General features: G+C 67.0%; 24 protein-coding genes. 17 read left to right on the forward strand and 7 right to left on the reverse strand.

The genetic code is table 11. From position 1 onward, the window contains the following. Nucleotides 1–44: 44 nt before the first annotated feature. The 8 genes from A5645_RS27590 to A5645_RS06710 all read left to right on the forward strand — a co-directional run bounded on the left by A5645_RS27590 (nucleotide 45) and on the right by A5645_RS06710 (nucleotide 5,935). Entirely contained in the window at nucleotides 45–194 is a 150-nt protein-coding gene (locus tag A5645_RS27590; protein WP_155767877.1) for a hypothetical protein, read from the forward strand. A 62-nt stretch (nucleotides 195–256) separates the two neighbouring features. After that, complete coding sequence (mbhE, locus tag A5645_RS06680; protein WP_065128982.1) at nucleotides 257–2,560, forward strand: hydrogen gas-evolving membrane-bound hydrogenase subunit E; 2,304 nt, start codon at nucleotides 257–259, stop codon at nucleotides 2,558–2,560. Further along, nucleotides 2,557–3,063 carry an MnhB domain-containing protein gene (locus tag A5645_RS06685; protein WP_155767878.1) on the forward strand — a complete coding sequence of 169 codons (507 nt, stop codon included), beginning with the start codon at nucleotides 2,557–2,559 and terminating at the stop codon, nucleotides 3,061–3,063. The genes mbhE and A5645_RS06685 overlap by 4 nt, the downstream gene beginning before the upstream one ends. After that, on the forward strand, nucleotides 3,060–3,446 hold the full coding sequence (locus A5645_RS06690) for a sodium:proton antiporter (protein WP_065036347.1): 387 nt from the start codon (nucleotides 3,060–3,062) through the stop codon (nucleotides 3,444–3,446). The genes A5645_RS06685 and A5645_RS06690 overlap by 4 nt, the downstream gene beginning before the upstream one ends. After that, nucleotides 3,446–4,837, forward strand: a complete 1,392-nt coding sequence (locus A5645_RS06695) for a complex I subunit 5 family protein (protein ID WP_065128983.1) — start codon at nucleotides 3,446–3,448, stop codon at nucleotides 4,835–4,837. Before A5645_RS06690 ends, A5645_RS06695 begins: the two co-directional genes overlap by 1 nt. Continuing rightward, a complete protein-coding gene (locus A5645_RS06700; RefSeq protein ID WP_065128984.1) occupies nucleotides 4,834–5,334 on the forward strand; it encodes a Na+/H+ antiporter subunit E in 501 nt (166 codons plus the stop codon). The genes A5645_RS06695 and A5645_RS06700 overlap by 4 nt, the downstream gene beginning before the upstream one ends. Continuing rightward, entirely contained in the window at nucleotides 5,331–5,609 is a 279-nt protein-coding gene (locus A5645_RS06705; protein WP_196773049.1) for a monovalent cation/H+ antiporter complex subunit F, read from the forward strand. The genes A5645_RS06700 and A5645_RS06705 overlap by 4 nt, the downstream gene beginning before the upstream one ends. A gap of 5 nt (nucleotides 5,610–5,614) precedes the next feature. After that, on the forward strand, nucleotides 5,615–5,935 hold the full coding sequence (locus A5645_RS06710; RefSeq protein ID WP_216638292.1) for a cation:proton antiporter: 321 nt from the start codon (nucleotides 5,615–5,617) through the stop codon (nucleotides 5,933–5,935). Between the two features lie 4 nt (nucleotides 5,936–5,939). On the opposite strand, the gene A5645_RS06715 is transcribed toward A5645_RS06710, so the two are convergent. From A5645_RS06715 to A5645_RS06730, 4 genes are all read right to left on the reverse strand, one after another. Beyond that, complete coding sequence (locus A5645_RS06715; protein ID WP_065036343.1) at nucleotides 5,940–6,563, reverse strand: DedA family protein; 624 nt, start codon at nucleotides 6,561–6,563, stop codon at nucleotides 5,940–5,942. An 18-nt stretch (nucleotides 6,564–6,581) separates the two neighbouring features. Then, on the reverse strand, nucleotides 6,582–7,805 hold the full coding sequence (locus tag A5645_RS06720; protein ID WP_065128985.1) for a TerC family protein: 1,224 nt from the start codon (nucleotides 7,803–7,805) through the stop codon (nucleotides 6,582–6,584). A 213-nt stretch (nucleotides 7,806–8,018) separates the two neighbouring features. Continuing rightward, a complete protein-coding gene (gene crp, locus A5645_RS06725) occupies nucleotides 8,019–8,693 on the reverse strand; it encodes a cAMP-activated global transcriptional regulator CRP (RefSeq protein ID WP_036362963.1) in 675 nt (224 codons plus the stop codon). Nucleotides 8,694–8,789: 96 nt separating this feature from the next. Then, a complete protein-coding gene (locus A5645_RS06730) occupies nucleotides 8,790–9,185 on the reverse strand; it encodes a hypothetical protein (RefSeq protein WP_081288202.1) in 396 nt (131 codons plus the stop codon). A gap of 173 nt (nucleotides 9,186–9,358) precedes the next feature. Here A5645_RS06730 and nth point away from each other — a divergent pair, with 173 nt between their 5' ends. The 4 genes from nth to marP are packed head-to-tail and all read left to right on the forward strand — an operon-like array spanning nucleotide 9,359 to nucleotide 12,755. Continuing rightward, nucleotides 9,359–10,051, forward strand: a complete 693-nt coding sequence (gene nth / locus A5645_RS06735; RefSeq protein ID WP_155767882.1) for an endonuclease III — start codon at nucleotides 9,359–9,361, stop codon at nucleotides 10,049–10,051. An 11-nt stretch (nucleotides 10,052–10,062) separates the two neighbouring features. Next, on the forward strand, nucleotides 10,063–10,713 hold the full coding sequence (locus tag A5645_RS06740; RefSeq protein ID WP_065036339.1) for a TlpA family protein disulfide reductase: 651 nt from the start codon (nucleotides 10,063–10,065) through the stop codon (nucleotides 10,711–10,713). A gap of 24 nt (nucleotides 10,714–10,737) precedes the next feature. Then, the gene (locus tag A5645_RS06745) at nucleotides 10,738–11,556 is read left to right on the forward strand and encodes an NUDIX hydrolase (protein ID WP_065036338.1); all 819 of its coding nucleotides are present in this window, start codon (nucleotides 10,738–10,740) and stop codon (nucleotides 11,554–11,556) included. A gap of 5 nt (nucleotides 11,557–11,561) precedes the next feature. Beyond that, the gene (gene marP / locus A5645_RS06750) at nucleotides 11,562–12,755 is read left to right on the forward strand and encodes an acid resistance serine protease MarP (RefSeq protein ID WP_065036337.1); all 1,194 of its coding nucleotides are present in this window, start codon (nucleotides 11,562–11,564) and stop codon (nucleotides 12,753–12,755) included. On the opposite strand, the gene A5645_RS06755 is transcribed toward marP, so the two are convergent. Together A5645_RS06755 and A5645_RS06760 are read right to left on the reverse strand one after the other, a co-directional pair. Next, the gene (locus tag A5645_RS06755) at nucleotides 12,748–13,704 is read right to left on the reverse strand and encodes an alpha/beta fold hydrolase (protein WP_065036336.1); all 957 of its coding nucleotides are present in this window, start codon (nucleotides 13,702–13,704) and stop codon (nucleotides 12,748–12,750) included. The two genes, marP and A5645_RS06755, sit on opposite strands and share 8 nt — an antisense overlap. Beyond that, a complete protein-coding gene (locus A5645_RS06760) occupies nucleotides 13,705–14,220 on the reverse strand; it encodes a phage holin family protein (RefSeq protein WP_065036335.1) in 516 nt (171 codons plus the stop codon). Nucleotides 14,221–14,514: 294 nt separating this feature from the next. Here A5645_RS06760 and A5645_RS06765 point away from each other — a divergent pair, with 294 nt between their 5' ends. Next, the gene (locus A5645_RS06765; protein ID WP_065036352.1) at nucleotides 14,515–15,186 is read left to right on the forward strand and encodes a chymotrypsin family serine protease; all 672 of its coding nucleotides are present in this window, start codon (nucleotides 14,515–14,517) and stop codon (nucleotides 15,184–15,186) included. Nucleotides 15,187–15,193: 7 nt separating this feature from the next. Here the strand turns inward: A5645_RS06765 and acs are convergent, their stop codons facing one another. Then, complete coding sequence (gene acs / locus A5645_RS06770; RefSeq protein WP_065036334.1) at nucleotides 15,194–17,146, reverse strand: acetate--CoA ligase; 1,953 nt, start codon at nucleotides 17,144–17,146, stop codon at nucleotides 15,194–15,196. Between the two features lie 78 nt (nucleotides 17,147–17,224). Between acs and A5645_RS06775 the strand changes: the two genes are divergently transcribed. The 4 genes from A5645_RS06775 to A5645_RS06790 form a co-directional block, all read left to right on the forward strand. Then, on the forward strand, nucleotides 17,225–18,850 hold the full coding sequence (locus A5645_RS06775) for a peptide ABC transporter substrate-binding protein (protein WP_065036333.1): 1,626 nt from the start codon (nucleotides 17,225–17,227) through the stop codon (nucleotides 18,848–18,850). 1 nt (nucleotide 18,851) lies between these two features. Next, nucleotides 18,852–19,778 (forward strand): ABC transporter permease, encoded by a 927-nt coding sequence (locus tag A5645_RS06780; RefSeq protein WP_065036332.1) that lies wholly within the window; start codon nucleotides 18,852–18,854, stop codon nucleotides 19,776–19,778. Continuing rightward, complete coding sequence (locus tag A5645_RS06785) at nucleotides 19,771–20,592, forward strand: ABC transporter permease (protein ID WP_065036331.1); 822 nt, start codon at nucleotides 19,771–19,773, stop codon at nucleotides 20,590–20,592. The genes A5645_RS06780 and A5645_RS06785 overlap by 8 nt, the downstream gene beginning before the upstream one ends. Further along, nucleotides 20,589–21,161: ABC transporter ATP-binding protein (locus tag A5645_RS06790; protein WP_155767879.1), on the forward strand; the 573-nt coding region annotated here is incomplete at its 3' end. The genes A5645_RS06785 and A5645_RS06790, both read left to right, overlap by 4 nt.

Below are 21,161 nucleotides of genomic sequence, written 5' to 3' on the forward strand. Positions count from 1 at the left end.
TTGACCGACTGTGCGGTCGTTGATTCCATTGTCGGTCAACGGGAGTGCGGGCGATTGCGCTGGCGCGACAACGCCGCGACGGTCGATTGTGGTGCTTGGACAACTCCTGCAACGCCCATTCGGCAGACCTGGATCGGTTGCTGGCCATCGCCGACGATTCGGCCCCCGACCCGGCCGAACACCCCACCAGCTAAACGCACGTCGGTAACCACATACGTTGGAGCGTGCGGACACCGCACCCCGACGAGGAGTCTTCGTGGCCAAAATCTCCGACGCCGACGTTTCCGGCGAGCCGAGCCGAAGGCTGTCCGCGGACTGGCAGGGCTGGTCGTCGGCCGCGTTTGCGCTGGTCGGCTTCGGGGTGTGTTGGGCGGGCTGGCGCAGCGGAGGCGGCAGCGCGACGCTGCCCTGGGTGCCCAGCCTGGACATGCACCTGCGTTTCACCTACGACGGGCTGGCCGCTCTGTACTCGATGCTGGCGTGTGGCATCGGCGCGCTGGTATTCGCGTACGGCACCGGCTACCTCTCGCTGCACCTCGCCCATCAGCATCGGCCGGCGCGGCAGCGGTGGCGGTTCTGGCCGTGGATGGTGTTGTTCGCGGCGTCGATGGTGGGGCTGGCGACGGCCCAGGATCTGATTCTGCTTTTTGTCTTCTTCGACGTCACCGCGATCTGCTCGTACTTTTTGATCGCCTTCGACAAGGACGAGGCGCCCGCGCGCCGGGCGGCGCTGATGGCGTTGCTGATCACGGTGGCCAGCGCTGTCGCCCTGCTCATCGGGGCCCTGTTGCTGTACGCGCACTACCACACGTTCTCGCTGCCGGTGCTGATCGAGCGGGTCGATTCGGGTCCCACGACGACGGCCGCGGCGGCACTGATCGCGGTGGCAGCGCTGGCCAAGAGCGCGCAAGTGCCGTTACATTTCTGGCTGCCCAAGGCGATGGCGGCACCGACCCCGGTTTCGGCGTACCTGCACTCGGCGGCCATGGTCGCCGCGGGCGTGCTGGTCCTCGGCCGGGTACACCCGTTGTTGATGCACAGCCGGCCCGTGCTGACCGCGGTGCTGGTCATCGGGGCGGCTTCGGTCGTCGTCGGCGGCATCAGCGCGCTGGGCCAGGACGTGCTGAAGCAGGTGCTCGCCTACTCGACGATCTCCCAGTACGGCTACGTGGTGATGCTTTACGGCATCGGCGGACGACTGGCGGCGGGTGCGGCGGCGTTCTACGTCCTGGCGCACGGGGTGGCCAAGAGCGCGCTGTTCATGACGGCGGGTGCGGCCACCATGGCGACCGGTGAGGACCGGTTGTCCCGCCTCGGCGGGCTGGGCCGGCGCCGACCGGTGCTGGCGGTGGCCGCCGCGCTTGCCGCGGCCAACCTCGCCGGATTGCCGCTGACGGTGGGATTCTTCAAGGACGAGCTCTACTTCGAAGCGGCGGCCGGTGCCGGGGGGTTGCTCACCGTGGGTGCGGTGGTGGCCGCCGCCCTGACCCTGGCCTACATCGGACGCTTTTGGGTGTTGCTGTTTCTGGGGCCGACGCGCACCGAGCCGCATCGGATCCCTCGCGTCCTGACCTGGCCCGTGGTGGTGCTGGCCGGAGTCGGCGTAGCAGGTGGCCTGATGCCGCAGCTGTTCAGCCGGCTCGCCGCCGACGCGGGCAGCGTCACCAACGCCTCACCGATGAGTCTGACGCCCGGCTATCACTTCGACGTGCGCGCGGGCAACGTGATGGCGTTGTGCGCGTGGACGCTGGGTGCGGCGCTGCTGGCGTTGCCGCGGGTGCGCGACGTCTTGTCCCGGGCATGGATGCGGGTGGGCGACCGGTTCGGACCGCTGCGGATCTACACCAGGAGCCTGCGGGCACTGTCCCGGCTGTCGGCGGCAATCCACGACCGCGAGGTACGTGACCTGCGTAGCAGTGTCGCCGCGGTGCTGGTTCCGGCCGGGCTGTTGACCGGGCTGGTGTTCGTCCTCACGCCGATCCGGGGGGCATATTCCATCGGCTCGATCGGCGATGTGGATTGGCTGATCCTGCCGCTGCTGGGCCTGGTCATCATCGCGACACTGGCCGTTGCCCGGGCCTCGGCACGGGTGGGCATGGTGCTGGCGCTGTCGGTGGTCGGCTTCGGTCTGGCCGGCGTGTACGCGCTGTTCGGTGCGCCGGACATTGCGCTGGTGGCCGTGGTGGTCGAGACGATGATCACCCTGGTCTTCATCGGCGCGCTGGCACGGCTGCCGCGGCCTGGACCGGCCGGAGAGCTCGAAGTCCGCGCGGGCGGCCCGGAGCCGGGTAGGCCGCGGCGCCACCAGCGCAACCTGGCCGCCGGAGGCCTGGCCGGGCTGGCGGCCTTCGTCACGGTCTGGGGGTTCCTGTCGGCCCCGAGCGCGGCGCCGAGCGTATCCGAGGAGTACCTGCGCCGTACCCCCAGCGCGCACGGCCAGGACGCGGTCACGGTGATCATCACCGACTTCCGCGGCCTGGACACCCTCGCCGAGATCACCGTCCTGCTGGTCGCGGTCGTCGGCGTGGCTGCACTGCTACGTAAGGGCAAGCTGTGGTGAGGCGTCGCGACCTGGTGGTGCGGGTCGTCTCCCAGGTGTTGTTGGGCCCGAGCCTGATGGTGGCGGCGGCGTTGATCGTCAAGGGCTACCGGGACACCGGGGACGGCTTCGGTGCGGGCGTTGTCGTTGCCCTCGCTATCGCGCTGCGCTACATCGGCCTTGGTGCCCGAACCGCCGAGCGGACCCTGCCGATTCTTCGGTACTCGCCGTGGCTCGCGGTCGGCGGTTTGCTGCTGTCATTGGCGGTAGGCTTCTTCCCCTTGCTGTGGAACGAACCATTGTTCAGCCATCGCCCGGCGGCCGGCGAGCCGGTCGCGCACTTCGGTTCGCTGGAGTTGTTCACCCCCCTGCTGTTCGACATCGGGATTTTCCTGCTGGTCATCGGGGTGCTGACCATGCTGTTGCATCAGCTCGCCGATCCGGACCCCGACCCCGACCCTGACCCCGACCGAGAGATCGAGGAGCGCGACGTCGACCGCACCGAGAATCAGGATGCGCGGTGAACCTCGCCTTCGCGGTCACCGCGGCCGTCTTGTTCGGTGCCGGCGCCTATTTGCTGTTGCAGCACGACTTGATCCGCATTGTGGTCGGTGTCGCGTTGATCTCGCAGTGCGCCGTCGTTGCGCTGATCGGGGCCAGCATGACGCGAGGGAAAGCACCGATCGGCCCGGGGACGGGTGGCCCGGTCAGCGACCCGGTGCCTCAGGCGCTGGTTCTGACCGCGCTGGTCATCGGCCTGGCCACGCTGGCGCTGTTGCTTGCCCTGGTGCATCGCGTGGTCGTGGTGTTCGGCACCGTGCGGCGCAGTGAGTTGGCCGCGCAGGAGGCCGAGCACGAGGAGAGCCTCAAGCACGACGAGCAGCTGGACCGAAACGAGATGACGTGATGGCCTTGTCGCTGGCGCTGCTGGTGCCCTGGGCTGCCGGCGCGGTGCTGATCGCCCTCGACGGCCGGCGGCGAGGGGTCGCCTGGCTTGGTGTGACAGCGCTGATCGCGACCCTCGTGGTGTTGCTGGTCCTCACCATTCAGGTGGTGCGCGAGGGCCCGCAGCAGGTGGTGACCGGTGGCTGGCCGGCCGGGATCGGCATCGTGCTGCACGCCGACGCGCTAGGTGGCGTTTTCGGGCTGGTATCGCTGGTGGTGCTCATCGCGGCCCTGGCCAACGAGGCCGTGTGCGGCACGCATACCCGTACCTTCCCCGGCCTGGTGGTGCTGCTCGCCGCGGGACTGAATGGGCTGTTTTTGACCGGTGACGTGTTCAATTTCTACGTCTTCTTCGAGATAGCGATGACGGCCTCCTATGCGCTGACCACCTACGGTCAACGACCCCGACAACTGCGGGCGGCGCTGATCTTCGCCTCGGTCAACCTGCTCGGCTCGTTCGTCTTCCTGCTGTCCGTGGCCGGCACCTACCGGATCACCGGCGCTTTGGCGATGGCTGATGTCGCGGAGCGAATCAACGCGGTCGGTGCCAACGCGGCGATGCTGGTGGCCGTCGGATTCTTCGTCGCGTTCAGCGTCAAACTCGGGCTGTTCCCGTTCCACTTCTGGTTGCCAACGGTCTACGCCGGAACCCGTCCCGCCGTGGCCGCGATCCTCAGCGGCGCGGTGGCCAACATCGGCAGTTACGGCCTGTTGCGTTTCGGTGCCGGGCTGTTCTCCGACGAATTACGTTTTGCTGCAACAGCTTTGGTGCTGCTAGGGGTGGCGTCGATCCTGTACGGCGGCGTGCTCGCGGTATCCCGGGGGGACGATGCCGAGACGCTGGCGTACTCGGCCATCGGACAGGTCGGTTATGTGCTCGTCGCCCTCAGCGTCGGTGGCCCGATCGGGTTGTCCGCGGCGGTGGTCTACAGCGTGGTCAACGCGCTGAACAAGGGATTGCTGTTCCTGGCCGCGGGGCTGCGTGGACCCCTGGTGGCCGCGGCCTTCGTGATCGGGGCGTTCAGTGTCGCCGGCGTACCGCCGGCCGCAGGTTTCATCGCCAAGCTCGAGCTGTTCCGGGCCGCCATCGCCGTCCACGACCCTGCGTTGCTGGTGGTGCTGGTGGTGGGCAGCGTGTTATCGCTGGTCTACATGTTTCAGATCTATCAGCGCAAGTTCTGGGTCTCCGAAGTCCGGACCGATGGTCACGCCGTTGCCGGCCTCAGCCCGCTGCCGCCGCGACTGTTCGTCGGGGCCCTTGCGGTGCTGGTCCTGTCCATCGGGGTGTGGGCCGAGCCATTGTTGGTGCTTAGCCAGGACGCCGCCAATGCGCTCACCGGGAGGTTGGGATGACCGCCGCACTGGCCCGCGTGGCCACCCTCACCGCCGTATACCTGCTGGCACTGACGAGCCTGAAGCCAGGCGACATCGTCCTCGGATTGGTACTGGCGTCGCTGATCCTCGGGCTCGGCGGCGCCATCGGCGGCCGCGATGCGCGTCCGGGGCGCCCGCCGGGAACGTCGGTACTGCGCCGGCTCGCCGGGCTGCCCGGGCTCATCTTCTTCACCGCGGTCGACATGGGCCGGGGGAGTTGGCACGTGGCCCAATACTGCCTTGGTCTGCGGCCAATGACGCCCGGCCTGGTCACCGTACCGATCGAGCCGAATATCCCCACCTCGGCCACGGCGTGGGCGATCCGGGTCGGGCTGTCACCGGACAGCGTCGTCGTCGACGTCGACGACAAGACGGGTGAATTGCTCCTGCACGTTCTCGATGCACGCGATCCGGACGCCGTACGACGTGCCCAAGCCGCCTCATACCGGCGCGCACAGCGGAGCGTGTTCCCGTGACCGGCATCCTGAATTTCCTGTTCGTCACCGGCCTGATCTGGAACACGCTGCTGCTGGTGGCCGGCGGATTGGTGCTGCTGCGCGCACGCGACGTGGTCCAGCGCGTTCTCGCGTTGGATCTGCTGGCCGCACTGGTGGTGTCGTTGCTGGCGTTGCTGAGCTACTACCACCACCAGCCCTATTACCTGGATGCGGCGGTGGCGCTGGCGCTGCTGTCCTTCGTCGCCACGGTCGCGGCCGCCCGCTATCTGGGCTCGGGAGGGCCGTTCGAGTGATTTCTGTGGTGCTTGACGTTTTGGGCGGCGTTCTGCTGGTCACGGGCCTGGTGCTATTCACGATCAGTGTTTACGGGGTCCTGCGCCTGCCTGACACCAACAGCCAGCTACACGCTCAGGGGCTGGCCACCGGCCCCGGAGTGATCGCCGTGCTCGCTTCCTCGATCGCCACCGAGAACGCGACCATCATCACCTTCGCTGCGCTGGGCATCGTTTTTATGGTGCTGAGCTCGCCGTCGTCGGGGCACGCCATCGCCAAGTCGGTGCGCCGGCGAAGCGGGGACGTTCGTCCCCCGGACGACACGCCGGAAGAGCGCGAAGGGTAGCCGGCTAAGTACCGACCGGAGTGTCCGCGGCTTGCCGCTCCTTCGCTCGTCTGCGCAGCCACCGGACCAGTTCGATGCCTCCGCCCATCGCCAGCGCCACGAAGAACGAGACTGCGAACGCCAGCAGCGGTCGGTCTTCGAAGGCGTGCCCGCCGACGAAGCCGATCAGGGTGTTGACGGTCGCCCACAGCAAAGCGCCGATCGCGTCGTACATCACGAACTGGCGATACGGAAATTCCAGCACCCCACAGGCGATGGTGGTCGCCGTGCGCCCGCCGGGGAGGAATCTCGCCACGACCACCACGGAGCCGCCGTGCCGCTCCAACTGTCGCTCCGCCCAGGCCAGGCCGCGCTGACCTCGTTCGCCCCGGGTGATCCAGCGCCGGGCCCAGTCCTCGGCGGAATGGCCGATGCGGTAGGCGATGTTGTCGCCGGCGAACCCGCCGAGCGCGCCCATCGCGATCACCCCGGCCAAGATCATCGAGTGGTCGGCGGCCAAGATGCCGCCCGTGAGCAGTATCGTCTCGCTCGGCAACATCGGCAGGACGGCGTCGAGGGTGCAGAACCCGAAGATAAGCGGATACGCCCACCAAGAGTGCCCGAGCGCGTCGAGCAGCGAATCAAACACGGCGCATCACCGGGCTCACTAGGTCAGCCCCTTGCGGGTGAACTGCTCGGCTTCCCCGCGATCCACCGCCTCGTCGTGGCTGTCCGCGGCGCGTTCGAGCAACTCGATCAGGGCCGGCTCACCGCGGACCTTCTGCTGATACTTGGGGCCGAGCGCCATGATCTGGTCGCGTTCGGCGAGCAGCTTCTTGAAGATGCGTTCGCGTTCGTCGGGGTCATGGGTGTATTCCGAGTCCAGGTAGGCGGTTGCGTGCCGGCGGGCATTGGCGATCGCCGTCTCCGCCTTGCCGCGCTTGCTGAGCAGCGACGCGATGACCGTCACCAGCAACACACCGATGATCACCACCAGCGAGAGCGTGGTGCTGATCTCGGCCACCCGCACCGGCTCCCCGTCATTGACGAACGGAACGTTGTTCTCGTGCAGGGCATGCAGGATCAGCTTCACACCGATGAAGCCCAGGATGGTCGCCAATCCGTAGGACAGGTAAACGAGCCGGTCCAGCAAACCGTCGATCAGGAAGTACAGCTGCCGTAGGCCCAGCAGCGAGAACGCCGTGGCGGTGAAGACGATGTAGACGTGCTGGGTGAGACCGAAGATCGCGGGAATCGAGTCGAGCGCGAACAGGATGTCGGTGCCGCCGAGGGCGACCATCACCAACAGCATCGGTGTCATCGCCCGCTTGCCGTCGACCTTGGTGAACAGCTTGTCCCCGTCGTAGTGCTCGGTGGTGCGGATGACCTTTTTCGCCCCCCGGATCACGAAGTTGTCGGCTTTGCGGGAGTCGTCGTCGTCCTTCTTGAGGATGCTCCCGGCCGTAAGCAACAGGATCAATCCGAACAGGTAGAAGATCCAGGCGAACGCGTTGATCAGGGCGGCACCGAGGAAGATGAAGCCGGTGCGGGCGATCAGCGCGAACGTGATGCCGAACAACAGCACTTTCTGCTGGTCTTCGCGCGGTACCCGGAAGCTGGCGATGATCACCAGGAAGACGAACAAGTTGTCGACGGACAGCGCCTTCTCGGTGACGTATCCGGCGAAATACTCCGAGCCGACGTCACTACCGGCGAATACCAGTACGCCGACGCCGAACAGCAAGGCGATGCCGACGTACAGCGCCGACCAGACGGCGGCCTCCCGCAGTTTGGGGGTATGCGCCTTGCGGACATGAAAGAAGAAATCGAACGCCAGCAGGCCCGCGATGGCGAGCATGGTCAGGGCCCAAACCCAGGTGGGGACATTCATTCGCTACGTAAGCCACCTTCTGCAAGCTGCCTTCGAGGTTTCCACCTGTCGGTACCCGCTCTGCAGCCACAGTAGGCGTGGATTCGGCGAACTCAGATGTTGGAGACGTCGCCCGCGCTTCGCGTATACCTCCCCGAACCAAACCACACCGCGAAATCTCCGGCCAAAAACCGCAGCCACGTTCGGTTCGTGAAGGTCGGCGTCAAGCCGCGCTTACCTCGCGCGGCGCGCCAAGCGTTCGGAGTCCGAGATCAGCACACTCTTGCCCTCGAGCCGGATCCAGCCGCGGTGGGCAAAGTCGGCCAGGGCCTTGTTCACCGTCTCCCGGGACGCGCCGACCAGCTGAGCGATCTCCTCCTGGGTCAGGTCGTGGGTGACCCGCATCGCCCCGCCCTCCTGGGTGCCGAACCGCTGAGCGAGCTGAAGCAGCTGCTTGGCCACCCGGCCGGGCACGTCGGTGAAGATCAGGTCGGCCAGGTTGTTGTTGGTGCGGCGCAGTCGTCGGGCGAGCACCCGCAGCAACTGCTCGGCGATCTCCGGACGGTCGGCGATCCACGCACGCAGCGCATCGCGGTCCATCGAAACCGCTCTGACCTCGGTGATCGTGGTCGCGCTGGACGTGCGCGGGCCCGGGTCGAAGATCGACAGCTCGCCGAACATGTCCGACGGACCCATGATCGTCAGCAGGTTCTCCCGGCCGTCCGGGGACCGGCGGCCGATCTTCACCTTGCCGGCGACGATGATGTAAAGCCGGTCACCCGGTTCGCCTTCGGCAAAAACTGTATGACCGCGGGGAAAATCGACGGGCTGTAATTGCTTGGTCAGCGCGGCGACGGCACTAGGCTCAACCCCTTGGAAGATTCCTGCCCTTGCCAGGATCTCGTCCACGTTGCCTCTTCAACTTTCCAAAGAAGGATTACCGGCAGTCAGGTGTGACGGCCGACACGAGTCTAAAGGTAGGCCAATCGGTGCGACCTGCCAACGCTACACACGATTGATGTGTCGAGTCACCGTAAATTGCGTGTTGGAGCGGGACCGCATTCGGACGCGGGTCGGCAAACCTTTTTCCATTCGGCCGACCACATCAGTGGCAAAGACCGTATCGGCGTGGTGCCGGCCGGTCAGCTCCTTGGGCGGCGGGACGGCCGCCAATTCCTGGGCCTGGCGACGGTGTAGATATTCCAGCGCCTCGGGCATGCCCTCGCGCGCCAGCGTGCGAACGTCTACCGGCCCGGCCTGCTCCAAAAACTCCGCGACGTCGCCGGCCGTCACCGTGTCGTAGGCAAGCGCCGTTTCCAGCCGCCCGAGCCCGAGCGTCGCCAGCATCAGCAACCCGGGAATGCAGGCCACCAGCAACCACAACACAGAAAGAGTAAACATGGACAAGGTCTCAGCCAGATCACGAAATCAGTACTCTGTCGTAGGTGACAGCGGCCAAGTCGTCCGGACGTGCGAAATCGAAGCCGGTACCAGCTGAAACCCCTGTCGCGAGTGCCGTCGCCAAGCGTTTCGCCGGCGAGACCCGCACCGGTCTGGTGCGTCGGGCGCGCAGAATGAACCGCCTACTGGCGCAGGCGTTTCCGCACGTCTACTGCGAACTGGACTTCACCACGCCGCTCGAACTCGCGGTCGCCACCATCCTCTCGGCGCAGAGCACCGACAAACGGGTGAACCTGACCACGCCGGCGTTGTTCGTGAAGTACCGCACGGCACTGGATTACGCGCAGGCCGATCGTGAAGAGCTGGAAGCCCTGATCCGGCCCACCGGCTTCTACCGCAACAAGGCGTCCTCGCTTATCGGCCTCGGGCAGGCGCTGGTCGAGCGGTTCGGCGGCGAGGTGCCCAAAACCATGGACGAACTGGTGACACTGCCCGGCGTCGGCCGCAAGACCGCCAACGTCATCCTCGGCAACGCCTTCGACATCCCCGGCATCACGGTCGACACCCATTTCGGGCGGCTGGTGCGACGCTGGCGCTGGACGGCCGAGGAGGACCCGGTCAAGGTCGAGCACGCCGTCGGCGAACTGATCGAGCGCAAGGAGTGGACGCTGCTCAGCCACCGGGTGATCTTCCACGGCCGCCGGGTCTGCCACGCCCGCAAGCCGGCCTGCGGGGTCTGCGTGCTTGCGAAGGACTGCCCCTCCTTCGGCCTGGGTCCAACCGAACCGATGCTGGCCGCCGCCCTGGTCCAGGGCCCGGAAACCGATCACCTGCTCGCGCTGGCCGGCCTCGAACCACAGGCCTAGCCGCGCCGGCGATGAAGGCGCTCTCCGGCACGGCCCGCTGGACCATTGCGGTCCTGGCGGTGGTGCTCGCGCTGATCGTGGCGCTGGTAGCACAACTGCGCGACGACGACGCGGCCCCTCAGACGACGAACCAGTCGCCGTTGCCGCGCGAACACCGCGACGCCGACACCCCGCAGGCGCTGGCCGCACCCCGGCAGCGGGCCGGCCTGCCGCCCTGCCCCGGCGCGGGCGCGCTGCCGGGCGCGGCGGCCCTGCAGGGGCTCGTCGTGGAATGTGCGGCGGACGGCACGCCGGTCGACGTGGCCAGGGCGCTGGCCGGACGCAGGGTCCTGCTCAACTTCTGGGCGTATTGGTGCGCGCCTTGCGCTGCCGAACTGCCGGCGATGGCCGAGTATCAACGTCGGGTGGGATCCGACGTGACGGTGGTGACGGTGCATCAGGACGAGAACGAGACGGCCGCATTGCTGCGGTTGGCCGACCTCGGAGTCCGGTTACCCACGCTGCAGGACGGCCGGCGTCGAATCGCCGGCGCCCTGCGAGTGGTTAACGTGATGCCCGCGACGGTGGTACTGCGGCCGGACGGTAGCGTTGCGCAGACCCTGCCGCGGGCGTTCGGCAGCGCCGACGAGATCGCCGAGGCGGTCGGAAACGGGGCGGGGTGAGCGATCGGGGCGGTCGATGGGCCGATGCATGCAAGTGAGGTACCGGTGAGTGCTGGGGGCGCCGCGCGCGAACGGGACACGTTCGCGTTGACGCCTGACGCCGGCCCGGCCTGGTTGCGCCCGCTCGTCGACAACCTCGACCAGATTCCCGATGCGTACCGGCGCCGACTGCCGGCGGATGTGCTGGCGATGGTGACCGCCGCGAAATCGGTGTCGGCGCTGAGCAAGGGCAGCCGCGAGGCCGCGGTGCTGGTGCTTTTCTCGGGTCCACAATCCGGGCCGGCCGGCGGCGGCGTCCCCGACGACGCCGACCTGCTACTCACGGTGCGAGCCTCTACCCTGCGCCACCACGCCGGCCAGGCCGCCTTCCCTGGCGGCGCCTCCGATCCGGGCGACGCCGGCCCCGTCGCGACCGCCCTCCGCGAGGCGCGCGAGGAGACCGGCATCGACGTGACCAGGCTGCATCCGCTGGCGACCATGGAACGCACCTTCATCGCGCCGTCACGCTTCCACGTGGTGCCGGTGTTGGCCTACTCGCCGGATCCCGGACCGGTGGACGTCGTCAACGACGCCGAAACGGCGCTGGTGGCGCGCGTTCCGGTTCGCGCGTTCATCAACCCGGCCAATCGGCTGATGGTGTACCGCGGCACCCTGGGGCGCCGCTGGGCCGGACCGGCGTTTCTGTTGAACCAGATGCTGGTGTGGGGCTTCACTGGCCAGGTGATCTCTGCGGTTCTCGACGTCGCCGGCTGGGCGCAGCCCTGGGACACCGACGACATCCGTGAACTGGACGACGCGATGGTGCGCGTGGGCAGCGCGGACGGATTGCGGGGCGGGCTGTGAACTCGATGAACCCGTCGCAGTGGCTGGACATCGCCGTATTGGCGGTTGCCTTCATCGCCGCGATCTCCGGCTGGCGTTCTGGCGCCCTGGGCTCGATGCTGTCGTTCGCCGGCGTGCTGCTGGGCGCGGTTGCCGGGGTATTGCTGGCCCCGCACATCGTCAGCCAGATCGCCGCGCCCCGGGCCAAGCTGTTCGCGGCGCTGTTCCTGATCCTCGCGCTGGTGGTGGTCGGCGAGGTCGCCGGCGTGGTGCTGGGGCGGGCGGTACGTGGGGCGATCCGTAACCGCCCGATCCGAATGGTCGACTCGATCATCGGCGTCGGTGTACAGCTGATGGTGGTGCTGACCGCGGCGTGGCTGCTGGCGACGCCACTGACCCAGTCCAAGGACCAGCCCGAACTGGCCGCCGCCGTCCGCGGCTCACGGGTGCTGGCCGAGGTGAACGAGGTGGCGCCCACCTGGCTGAAGTCGGTACCCAAACGGCTTTCGGCGCTGCTGAACACGTCCGGCCTGCCGGCGGTGCTGGAGCCGTTCAGCCGCACCCCGGTCATTCCGGTCGCCTCGCCGGACCCGGCGCTGGCCAACAACCCGGTGGTCGCGGCAGCCGCGCCCAGCGTCGTTAAGATCCGCAGCCTGGCGCCGAGCTGCCAGAAAGTGCTCGAAGGCAGCGGCTTCGTGATCTCGCCGGAGCGGGTGATGACCAACGCCCACGTGGTCGCGGGTTCCAGCAGTGTCTCAATCCAGTCCAGCGGCAAGCAGTTCGAAGCCACCGTGGTGTCCTACGACCCCGCGGTGGACATCGCGATCCTGGCGGTCCCCGGGTTGCCCTCGGCGCCGCTGGTGTTCGACGACAGCCCGGCGAAGACCGGCACCGACGTGGTGGTGCTGGGTTATCCGGGTGGGGGTAATTTCACGGCCACCCCGGCACGAATCCGCGAAGCCATCAAGCTCAGCGGTCCTGACATCTACCGCAGCCCGCAGCCGGTCACTCGCGACGTTTACACCATCAGAGCCAATGTGGAACAAGGCGATTCGGGTGGACCGTTGATCGACCTCGACGGCCGTGTGCTCGGTGTGGTCTTCGGCGCCGCCGTCGACGACGCGGACACCGGCTTCGTGCTGACCGCCGAGGAGGTGGCCGGCCAGCTCTCCCGGATCGGTGCCACCCAACAGGTGAACACCGGGGCTTGCGTCAGCTGATCCGCGGTCTGTGCACCTGGTCGAGGAACCGCGTCAGGTGCCGGTTGATTTCCTGCGGTGCCTCTTCGTGGCTGAAATGCCCTGCGCCCGAGACGGATATGTAGCGGCCGTGCGGCGCGTAGCGCTGCGTGCGTTCGACCGGCGCGGCCAGCACGTACGGGTCGACGTCGCCACGAATGTGAAGCAGCGGCACGCCGAGTTGCTGAGTCGTCGATTTGATGAACCGGTGCCCCTCGGAGCGCAGCTGGCTACGCACCGCCCACCGCTGATACTCGAGTGCGCAGTGCGCTGCCCCGGGGATCCGGATGGCCCGCCGCAGATGGCTGACGGTTTGCGAAAAGTCTTCGGTGGCACACCATTTGGCGCTACTGCGGGCACGGACCAGACGCTCGATCTCGGCGCCGTCGTTGCGGGTCAGCAACCGCTCCGGCCACAGCGGCGCTTGATAGCGCAGCAGGGTCGGTAAGAGTGCGCGGCTCTGGTCACGACGGCTGAGGGTGGATCGTCGCAGCGCCGCGGGGTGGGGCGAGCTGATCACGGCAATGGCGCGCACGAGTCGGGAGTGCAGCAACGCGGTGGTCCAGCAGGCCAGCCCGCCGTCCGCGTGCCCGATCAGCGTCGCGGACGAATGTCCCAGTGCGCGAATGAGTCCCGCCGTGTCACCGGCCAGTGTCCAACCGTCGTAGCCGCGGGGTGGTTTGTCGGTGCCGCCGTAGCCGCGCAGGTCGACCGCGACCACCCTGGCCCCGGTCAGGGCTCGTAGTTGATGCCGCCAGGACCACCAGAACGAACCGAACCCGTGCAGCAGCATGACCAGTGGCCGACCTGCCCCCGGTCCGGCGTCGTCCGTGAGTGCCTCGACGACGTGGAACCGGATGCCATTGGCGTGCACATCCAGATGGCGCCACGGCCCGTCGATGCGGACCACCGACGGATCTGGAGCCGGCATTTACCAACCCGAGGGGTCGGTGGCCGGCTTGGTGTCGGCGGGCAGCGCCTTGGAGGAGCCGGACTTGTCGTGGCCCGGAGTGAATGCCGTGCGCGCCTCTTTGACCGACTCGATCGTCTTCTGCGGGCCGCGGATCCGGCGCACCTTGAGGAAACCGAGCACTGCCAGTACCGCGGTCACCACCACCATGATCCCGAACACGATCAGGAACGCGGCCCAGCGCCACAGCCAGTTGTCGAGCAATTCGGCGAGGAAGAAGAAGAGGAAGAACGTCGAGTAGAAGAGCACCACCAGCGCGGAGATGAAGAAGACGCTGCCGGTGAGTCCCTTCTTGACGTCACGGGTGATCTCGGCGCGGGCAAGTTCCACCTCGGCGCGCACCAGCGTCGACATCTGCGCCGTCACGTCCTTGATCAGCTCGCCGACCGACGGGTCGCCTGTCCTGGCGTGTGGATCGGCCAACGGAATCGAAGTCAGCGTGCTCGGCACACCGTTCTTCCGATCAGGTTTGCTCACAGACGGTCCCTCTCCGTTTCGCGCCTTCGTTCAGCGCCCTTTCAAACCCAACTGGTGCGCGTCGTCGCGGTTCATGTTGCCATGTGACCCGTTGCTGTACGAGGCCAGCCGAACCATGGCCCGACGGCACCGAACCAACCTGTTAATTGACGTGCACGGCCATTTGAAACGGGCAGCGGATGTCAGCCCGCGATCCTTTAGACTGGCCCATCGTCCTTTTGATCCCCGCTCGGGGTTCGACCATCTGACGGGAGTACCACTTTGCAGAAGGCGCTTCGCGGCCTCAATCGCGGCATAGGTGCGGCCGTCGTAACCGCACTACTGGGTCTTCTGTTTCTCCCCGCAAACACTGCCGGCGCCGACGACAAGGTCCCGCTGGGTGGCGGCGCGGGGATCGTCGTCAACACCGGCACCCTGTGCACGCTGACCGCGATAGGGCACGACAAGTTCGGCGACCTGATCGGTTTCAGCTCCGCGCACTGCGGGGGGCCCGGCGCCCCCGTCGCGGCAGAGGGTGCCGAGAACCGCGGCCAGGTGGGCACCATGGTCGCGGGCAACGACGGCCTGGACTACGCGGTCATCAAGTTCGATCCGGCCAAGGTGACGCCGGTTGCCAACTTCAACAACTTCGCCATCAACGGCATCGGGCCGGAGCCGGCCTTCGGACAGGTGGCGTGTAAGCAGGGCCGCACCACCGGCAATTCGTGCGGCGTCACCTGGGGACCGGGCCAGGACCCGGGCAGCATCCTGATGCAGGTCTGCGGTGGCCCCGGTGACTCCGGGGCACCCGTGACGGTGGACAACCTGCTGGTGGGCATGATTCACGGCGCCTTCAGCGACAGCCTGCCGTCATGCATCACCAAGTACATTCCGCTGCACACGCCGGCCGTGGTGATGTCGATCAACGCCGCCCTGGCCGACATCAACGGCAAGAACCGTCCCGGGTCGGGGTTCGTCCCGATTTAGCCGACGGCTACTTCGATTCTCGGATCGCGTCGAAGACGTCGGGATCCAGCAGTGTCGACGTGTCGCCCAGGTCGCGGTTCTCGGCGACGTCGCGCAGCAGCCGGCGCATGATCTTGCCGCTTCGGGTCTTGGGCAGTTCGGGCACGATGTGGATCTCGCGCGGCTTGGCAATGGGCGAGATTTCCCGCGCGACCTGGGAGCGCAATTCGTCGACCGTCCCCTCGGTCGCGTCGTGGTCGCTGCGCAGGACGACGAACGCGCTGATGGCCTGCCCGGTGGTTTCGTCGGTGACGCCGACGACGGCGGCCTCGGCCACCCCGGAATGACCGACCAGCGCCGACTCCACCTCGGCCGTGGAGATCCGGTGCCCAGACACGTTCATCACGTCGTCGATGCGGCCCAATACCCAGATGTCACCGTCTGGATCGAAGCGGGCCCCGTCCCCGGCGAAGTAGTAGCCCTTCTCGGAGTATTTGGACCAGTACGTCTTGCGGTACCGCTCCGGGTCGCCCCAGATGCCGCGCAGCATCGCCGGCCACGGCTGGTCCAGTACGAGGTAGCCGGTGACGTGGGTTTCGCCCTCTTCATCGGGCGGCAGCGGGTCGCCGTGATCATCGACGATTTTGGCCGAGATGCCCGGTAGCGCTGACATGGCGGAACCGGGCTTGACGGCGCTGACGCCGGGCAGGGGCGAGATCATCGCAGCCCCGGTCTCGGTCTGCCACCAGGTGTCGACGACGGGCACGTTGCCCGCGCCGATGACATCGCGGTACCAGCGCCACGCCTCGGGGTTGATGATCTCGCCGACCGAACCCAGCAGTCGCAAGCTGGACAGGTCGTGGGCGTCCGGGATCTCCCGGCCCCATTTCATGAACGTCCGGATCATCGTCGGCGCCGTGTAATAGATTGTCACGCCGTATCTTTCGATGATCTCGAAATGCCGGTGCTCGCTGGGAGTATTGGGCGTCCCCTCGTAGAGCACTTCGGTGATGCCGCTGGCCAGCGGGGCATAGACGCCGTAGGTGTGTCCGGTGACCCAGCCGATGTCCGCGGTGCACCAGAAGACGTCGCTGTCGGGCTTGACGTCGAAGATCGCGTGCATGGTGTACACGCACTGCGTCAGGTAGCCGCCGCTGGTATGCACGATGCCCTTGGGCTTGCCGGTGGTGCCGGACGTGTACAGCAGGAACAGGGGGTGCTCGGAGTCGAATGCCTCGGGGGTGTGCTCGGGCGAGGCCGAGTCCACCACCTCGTGCCACCACAGGTCGCGGTCGTCGTTCCACGACACGTCGACACCGGTGCGCCGGACCACCAGCACATGCTCGACCGGGCTGTCCGCAACCGACACCCCTTCGTCGGCGGCCTCCTTCAGCGGGGCGGGCTTGCCCCGCCGGAACTGGCCGTCGGCAGTGATCAGCAGCTTGGCCTGTGCATCCGCGATCCGGGACTGCAGGGCGTGCGCGGTGAAACCGCCGAACACAACACTGTGCATCACGCCCAATCGCGCGCACGCCAGCATCGCGATCACCGCCTCGGGGATCAGCGGGAGGTAGATGGCCACCCTGTCGCCGGCGACCAGGCCCAGGTCGGTTAGCGCGTTGGCGGCCTTGCTGACCTCCTTCTGCAAGTCGGCGTAGGTGAAGGTGCGCTGATGCCCTTCGGGCTCGCCCTCCCAGTGGATGGCCACCCGGTCGCCGTGGCCGGCTTCGACGTGCCGATCCACGCAGTTGTAGGCGACGTTGAGTTTGCCGCCGACAAACCATTTGGCGAATGGCGCGTCGGACCAATCCAGCACCTCGGTATGCGGCGTCTCCCAGGACAGCAGCTCGGCCTGCTCGGCCCAGAACGCCAAGCGGTCTTTCTCGGCCTGCTCATACAACTCAGGGCGGGCGTTCGCCTGCTCGGCGAACTGGTCCGGTGGAGGGTAGGACGACGGCTGTTCGGCGGTGGCGTCAGGCACATTGTCGAGACTAAAGCGTTGACGTCCGCCCGTGTGAGTTAGGCCGACCGGGCGGTCCGCGACATTAAGGTCGCTGTCATGCGTCGGATGTGGGCCGCCCTGCTGTTGGCCGCCTCGCTGGCCGTCGTGCCGGTGGCCGGCTGCGGCGGCGGCATGCTCACCCCGGACGTAGTGGTGGTCAACGCCGCCGAACCGCCCAATCCACTGATCCCGACCGGTACCAACGACAGCAACGGCGGCCGCATCCTCGACCGGGTGTTCGCCGGGCTGATGTCTTACGACGCATCCGGCCAGCCGTCACCGGAGGTGGCGAAGTCCATCGAAACCACCGACAACGTCAACTACCGGATCGTGCTCAAACCGGGATGGAAATTCACCGATGGTTCTCCGGTCACCGCTCATTCCTTCGTCGACGCCTGGAATTACGGGGCTGACAGCGCCAATGCCCAGCTGCAGCAGAATTTCTTCAGCCCGATCGCCGGGTTCGACGAGGTGGCGGGCCCACCCGGCGACGGCAAGCCGACCACCATGCCCGGACTGCACGTCGTGAACGACCTCGAGTTCACCGTCCGGCTCAAGGCGCCGACCGTCGACTTCGTGATGAGCCTGGGACACAGCGCGTTTTATCCCTTGCCGCCCTCGGCATTTCGCGACATGGCGGCCTTCGGTCAACACCCGATCGGCAACGGTCCCTACAAACTGGCCGACGGCCCGGACGGGCCGGCGTGGGAACACAACGTCAAGATCGACCTGGTGACCAATCCCGACTACCGCGGCAACCGCCAACCGCGCAACAAGGGGCTTCGCTTCGAGTTCTACGGCAACCTCGACACGGCCTACGCCGACCTGCTGTCCGGCAATCTCGATGTGCTGGACACGATTCCGTCGAGCGCGCTGACCATCTACAAACGCGACCTCGGTGACAATGCCCTCAGCGCACCCGTCGCCGTCAGCCAATCGCTCGACACACCGCTGCGGCTGCCGCATTTCGGTGGCGAGGAGGGACGACTGCGCCGGCTGGCCATCTCCGCCGCCATCAACCGGCCGCAGATTTGTCAGCAGATCTTCAACAAGACCCGCACTCCCGCCCGCGACTTCACCGCCAGCTCGCTGCCCGGCTTCGACCCGAATATCGCAGGCAGCGAAGCGCTTGACTTCAATCCAGCTCGGGCGCAGCAGCTTTGGTCGCAGGCTAACGCGATCTCGCCGTGGACCGGACGATACGCCATTGCCTACAACGCAGACAGCGGTCACCAGGAGTGGGTGGACGCGGTAGCCAACAGCATCAAGAATGTCCTGAGCATCGACGCGGTCGGGGCACCGCATCCCACCTTCGCCGGGTTTCGCACCCAGATCACCAATCGCACCATCGACACTGCATTCCGCGCGGGGTGGATCGGTGACTATCCCTCGATGATCGAATTTCTCGCGCCGCTCTACGTCACCGGGGCCGGATCCAACGATGTGGGTTACTCCAGCCCGGAATTCGACGCCGCGCTGGCCGCGGCCGAGGCGGCGCCCAATCTGCGCGCGGCCGATGTGCTGGTGAACGTCGCCCAGCGAATCCTGTTGCGCGACATGCCTACCGTGCCGTTGTGGTACTACATCAGCGTGATCGGATGGTCCACTTCGGTCAGCAATGTCAAGCCCACCTGGAACGGACTGCCTGACTACGAGAACCTCGTCAAGGGGGAGAAGGTCTGAGATGGGCTGGTACGTGTTGCGCCGGATCGCGCTGATGGTGCCGGTGTTCCTGGGCGCCACGCTGCTGATCTACGGCATGGTGTTCCTGTTGCCCGGGGACCCGGTGGCCGCGATCGCCGGTGACCGGCCGCTGAGCCCGGCGGTGACCGCGCAACTGCGGGCCCAGTACCACCTCGACGACCCGTTCCTGGTGCAGTATCTGCGCTATCTGGGCGGCCTGTTGCACGGGGACTTGGGACGCGCGTATTCCGGTCTACCGGTCAGCGCCGTTCTGGCCCATGCCTTTCCGGTGACAATCCGGCTGGCACTGATCGCGTTGGTGGTGGAAGCGGTGCTGGGCATCGGGTTCGGTGTGATCGCCGGGCTGCGCCAGGGCGGCATCTTCGATACGACGGTGCTGGTAACGGGATTGATCATCATCGCCATCCCGATCTTCGTGCTCGGTTTCCTGGCGCAATTCGTGTTCGGGGTCCGGTTGGGGCTGGCGCCCGTCACGGTGGGCGGCCGGGCAACCTTCGGGCGGCTGCTGCTGCCCGGGATTGTGTTGGGGCTGGTGTCATTTGCCTATGTGGTGCGGTTGACCCGGTCAGCGGTGGCCGCCAACGCGCACGCCGACTATGTGCGCACCGCGACCGCAAAGGGGTTGTCGCGCCCGCGCGTGGTGACGGTGCACATCCTGCGCAACTCGCTGATACCGGTGGTGACCTTCCTCGGCGCCGATCTCGGGGCCCTGATGGGCGGTGCGATCGTGACCGAAGGAATCTTCAACATCCACGGTGTCGGCGGTGTGTTATATCAAGCGGTCACCCGGCAGGAGGCACCGACGGTTGTGTCGATCGTGACGGTGCTCGTGCTGATCTATCTGGTGACCAATCTCCTGGTCGACCTGCTCTACGCCGCGCTGGACCCTCGGATCCGTTATGCGTGAACGTCTGAAACTTCTGGTGGCCGGCGTGTTGATCCTGCTGATCCTGCTTGTCGCGGCAGTCCCGGGCCTGTTCACCGGCGTCGACCCCACCTACGCGGACCCGGCGCAAAGCCTGCTGCCGCCGTCGGCAGGGCACTGGTTCGGCACCGACCTGCAGGGCCACGACATCTATGCCCGGACCATCTACGGAGCGCGGGCTTCGGTCGTCGTCGGGCTGGGCGCGACGCTGATCGTCTTTGTGGTCGGCGGGGTGCTGGGCGCCCTGGCCGGCTTCTATGGAGGCTGGATCGATGCGCTGGTATCCCGAGTCACCGACGTCTTCTTCGGCCTGCCGTTGCTGCTCGCCGCGATCGTGCTGATGCAGGTCCTGCGCCACCGTACGGTGTGGACGGTGATCGCCATCCTGGCGCTGTTCGGCTGGCCCCAACTGGCCAGGATCGCCCGAAGCTCGGTGCTCGAAGTGCGGGGCAGCGACTATGTGCTGGCGGCCCGAGCGCTGGGGATGCGTCCGTTCCAGATCCTGGTGCGCCACGCGCTACCCAACGCCATCGGTCCGGTGATCGCGGTGGCCACCATCGTGCTGGGTGTCTTCATCGTCACCGAGGCGACACTGTCCTACCTCGGGGTGGGGCTTCCGACGTCGGTGGTGTCCTGGGGCGGGGACATCAACGTCGCGCAGATGAGGTTGCGGGCCGGCTCGCCGATCTTGTTCTATCCCGCGGGCGCACTGGCGATTACGGTGCTGGCCTTCATGATGCTGGGAGACGCGCTGCGGGACCGACTGGATGCGGCATCGCGGGCGTGGCGGGCATGAGCGTCTCGGGGCCGCTGCTGTCGGTCGAGGGTTTGCAGGTCAGGTTCGGCAATGACGAGCCCGCGGTACGCGGAGTGGACCTGACCGTCCTTCCCGGTCAGACCGTGGCCATCGTCGGCGAATCCGGATCGGGGAAGTCCACCACGGCGGCCGCGATTCTCGGGTTGCTCTCGCCCGGCGGCCAAATCACCGGCGGCCGCATCGTATTCGACGGCCGTGACATCGTCGGCGCAGACGCGCGGCTGCTGCGGTCGCTTCGGGGCCGGGAGATCGGTTACGTACCGCAGGACCCGATGACCAACCTCAATCCCGTGTGGAAGGTCGGCTTTCAGATCCGGGAAGCGTTGCGGGTCAATACCAATGGGCGCGATGCGCGGCGACGGACGCTGGAGTTGCTCGCCGAGGTCGGCATGCCCGACCCGGCAGGACAGGTCGGCCGGTACCCGCACCAGCTTTCCGGCGGCATGTGTCAGCGGGCGCTGATCGCGATCGGACTGGCAGGTCGGCCGCGGTTGCTGATCGCCGACGAACTCACCTCGGCATTGGACGTCACCGTGCAACGCCAGGTC

Source organism: Mycobacterium asiaticum (assembly GCF_001673635.1).
Lineage (GTDB): Bacteria > Actinomycetota > Actinomycetes > Mycobacteriales > Mycobacteriaceae > Mycobacterium > Mycobacterium asiaticum_C.

Excerpts from the sequence above, each read along its gene's own strand:
- A5645_RS06695 (WP_065128983.1), top strand. The coding sequence starts at position 3,446 with ATGGCCTTGTCGCTGGCGCTGCTGGTGCCCTGGGCTGCCGGCGCGGTG.
- A5645_RS06700 (WP_065128984.1), top strand. The coding sequence starts at position 4,834 with ATGACCGCCGCACTGGCCCGCGTGGCCACCCTCACCGCCGTATACCTG.
- A5645_RS06720 (WP_065128985.1), bottom strand. The coding sequence starts at position 7,805 with ATGAATGTCCCCACCTGGGTTTGGGCCCTGACCATGCTCGCCATCGCG.
- A5645_RS06730 (WP_081288202.1), bottom strand. The coding sequence starts at position 9,185 with ATGTTTACTCTTTCTGTGTTGTGGTTGCTGGTGGCCTGCATTCCCGGG.
- nth (WP_155767882.1), top strand. The coding sequence starts at position 9,359 with ATGAACCGCCTACTGGCGCAGGCGTTTCCGCACGTCTACTGCGAACTG.
- A5645_RS06740 (WP_065036339.1), top strand. The coding sequence starts at position 10,063 with ATGAAGGCGCTCTCCGGCACGGCCCGCTGGACCATTGCGGTCCTGGCG.
- A5645_RS06745 (WP_065036338.1), top strand. The coding sequence starts at position 10,738 with ATGCATGCAAGTGAGGTACCGGTGAGTGCTGGGGGCGCCGCGCGCGAA.
- marP (WP_065036337.1), top strand. The coding sequence starts at position 11,562 with ATGAACCCGTCGCAGTGGCTGGACATCGCCGTATTGGCGGTTGCCTTC.
- A5645_RS06755 (WP_065036336.1), bottom strand. The coding sequence starts at position 13,704 with ATGCCGGCTCCAGATCCGTCGGTGGTCCGCATCGACGGGCCGTGGCGC.
- A5645_RS06775 (WP_065036333.1), top strand. The coding sequence starts at position 17,225 with ATGCGTCGGATGTGGGCCGCCCTGCTGTTGGCCGCCTCGCTGGCCGTC.
- A5645_RS06780 (WP_065036332.1), top strand. The coding sequence starts at position 18,852 with ATGGGCTGGTACGTGTTGCGCCGGATCGCGCTGATGGTGCCGGTGTTC.
- A5645_RS06785 (WP_065036331.1), top strand. The coding sequence starts at position 19,771 with ATGCGTGAACGTCTGAAACTTCTGGTGGCCGGCGTGTTGATCCTGCTG.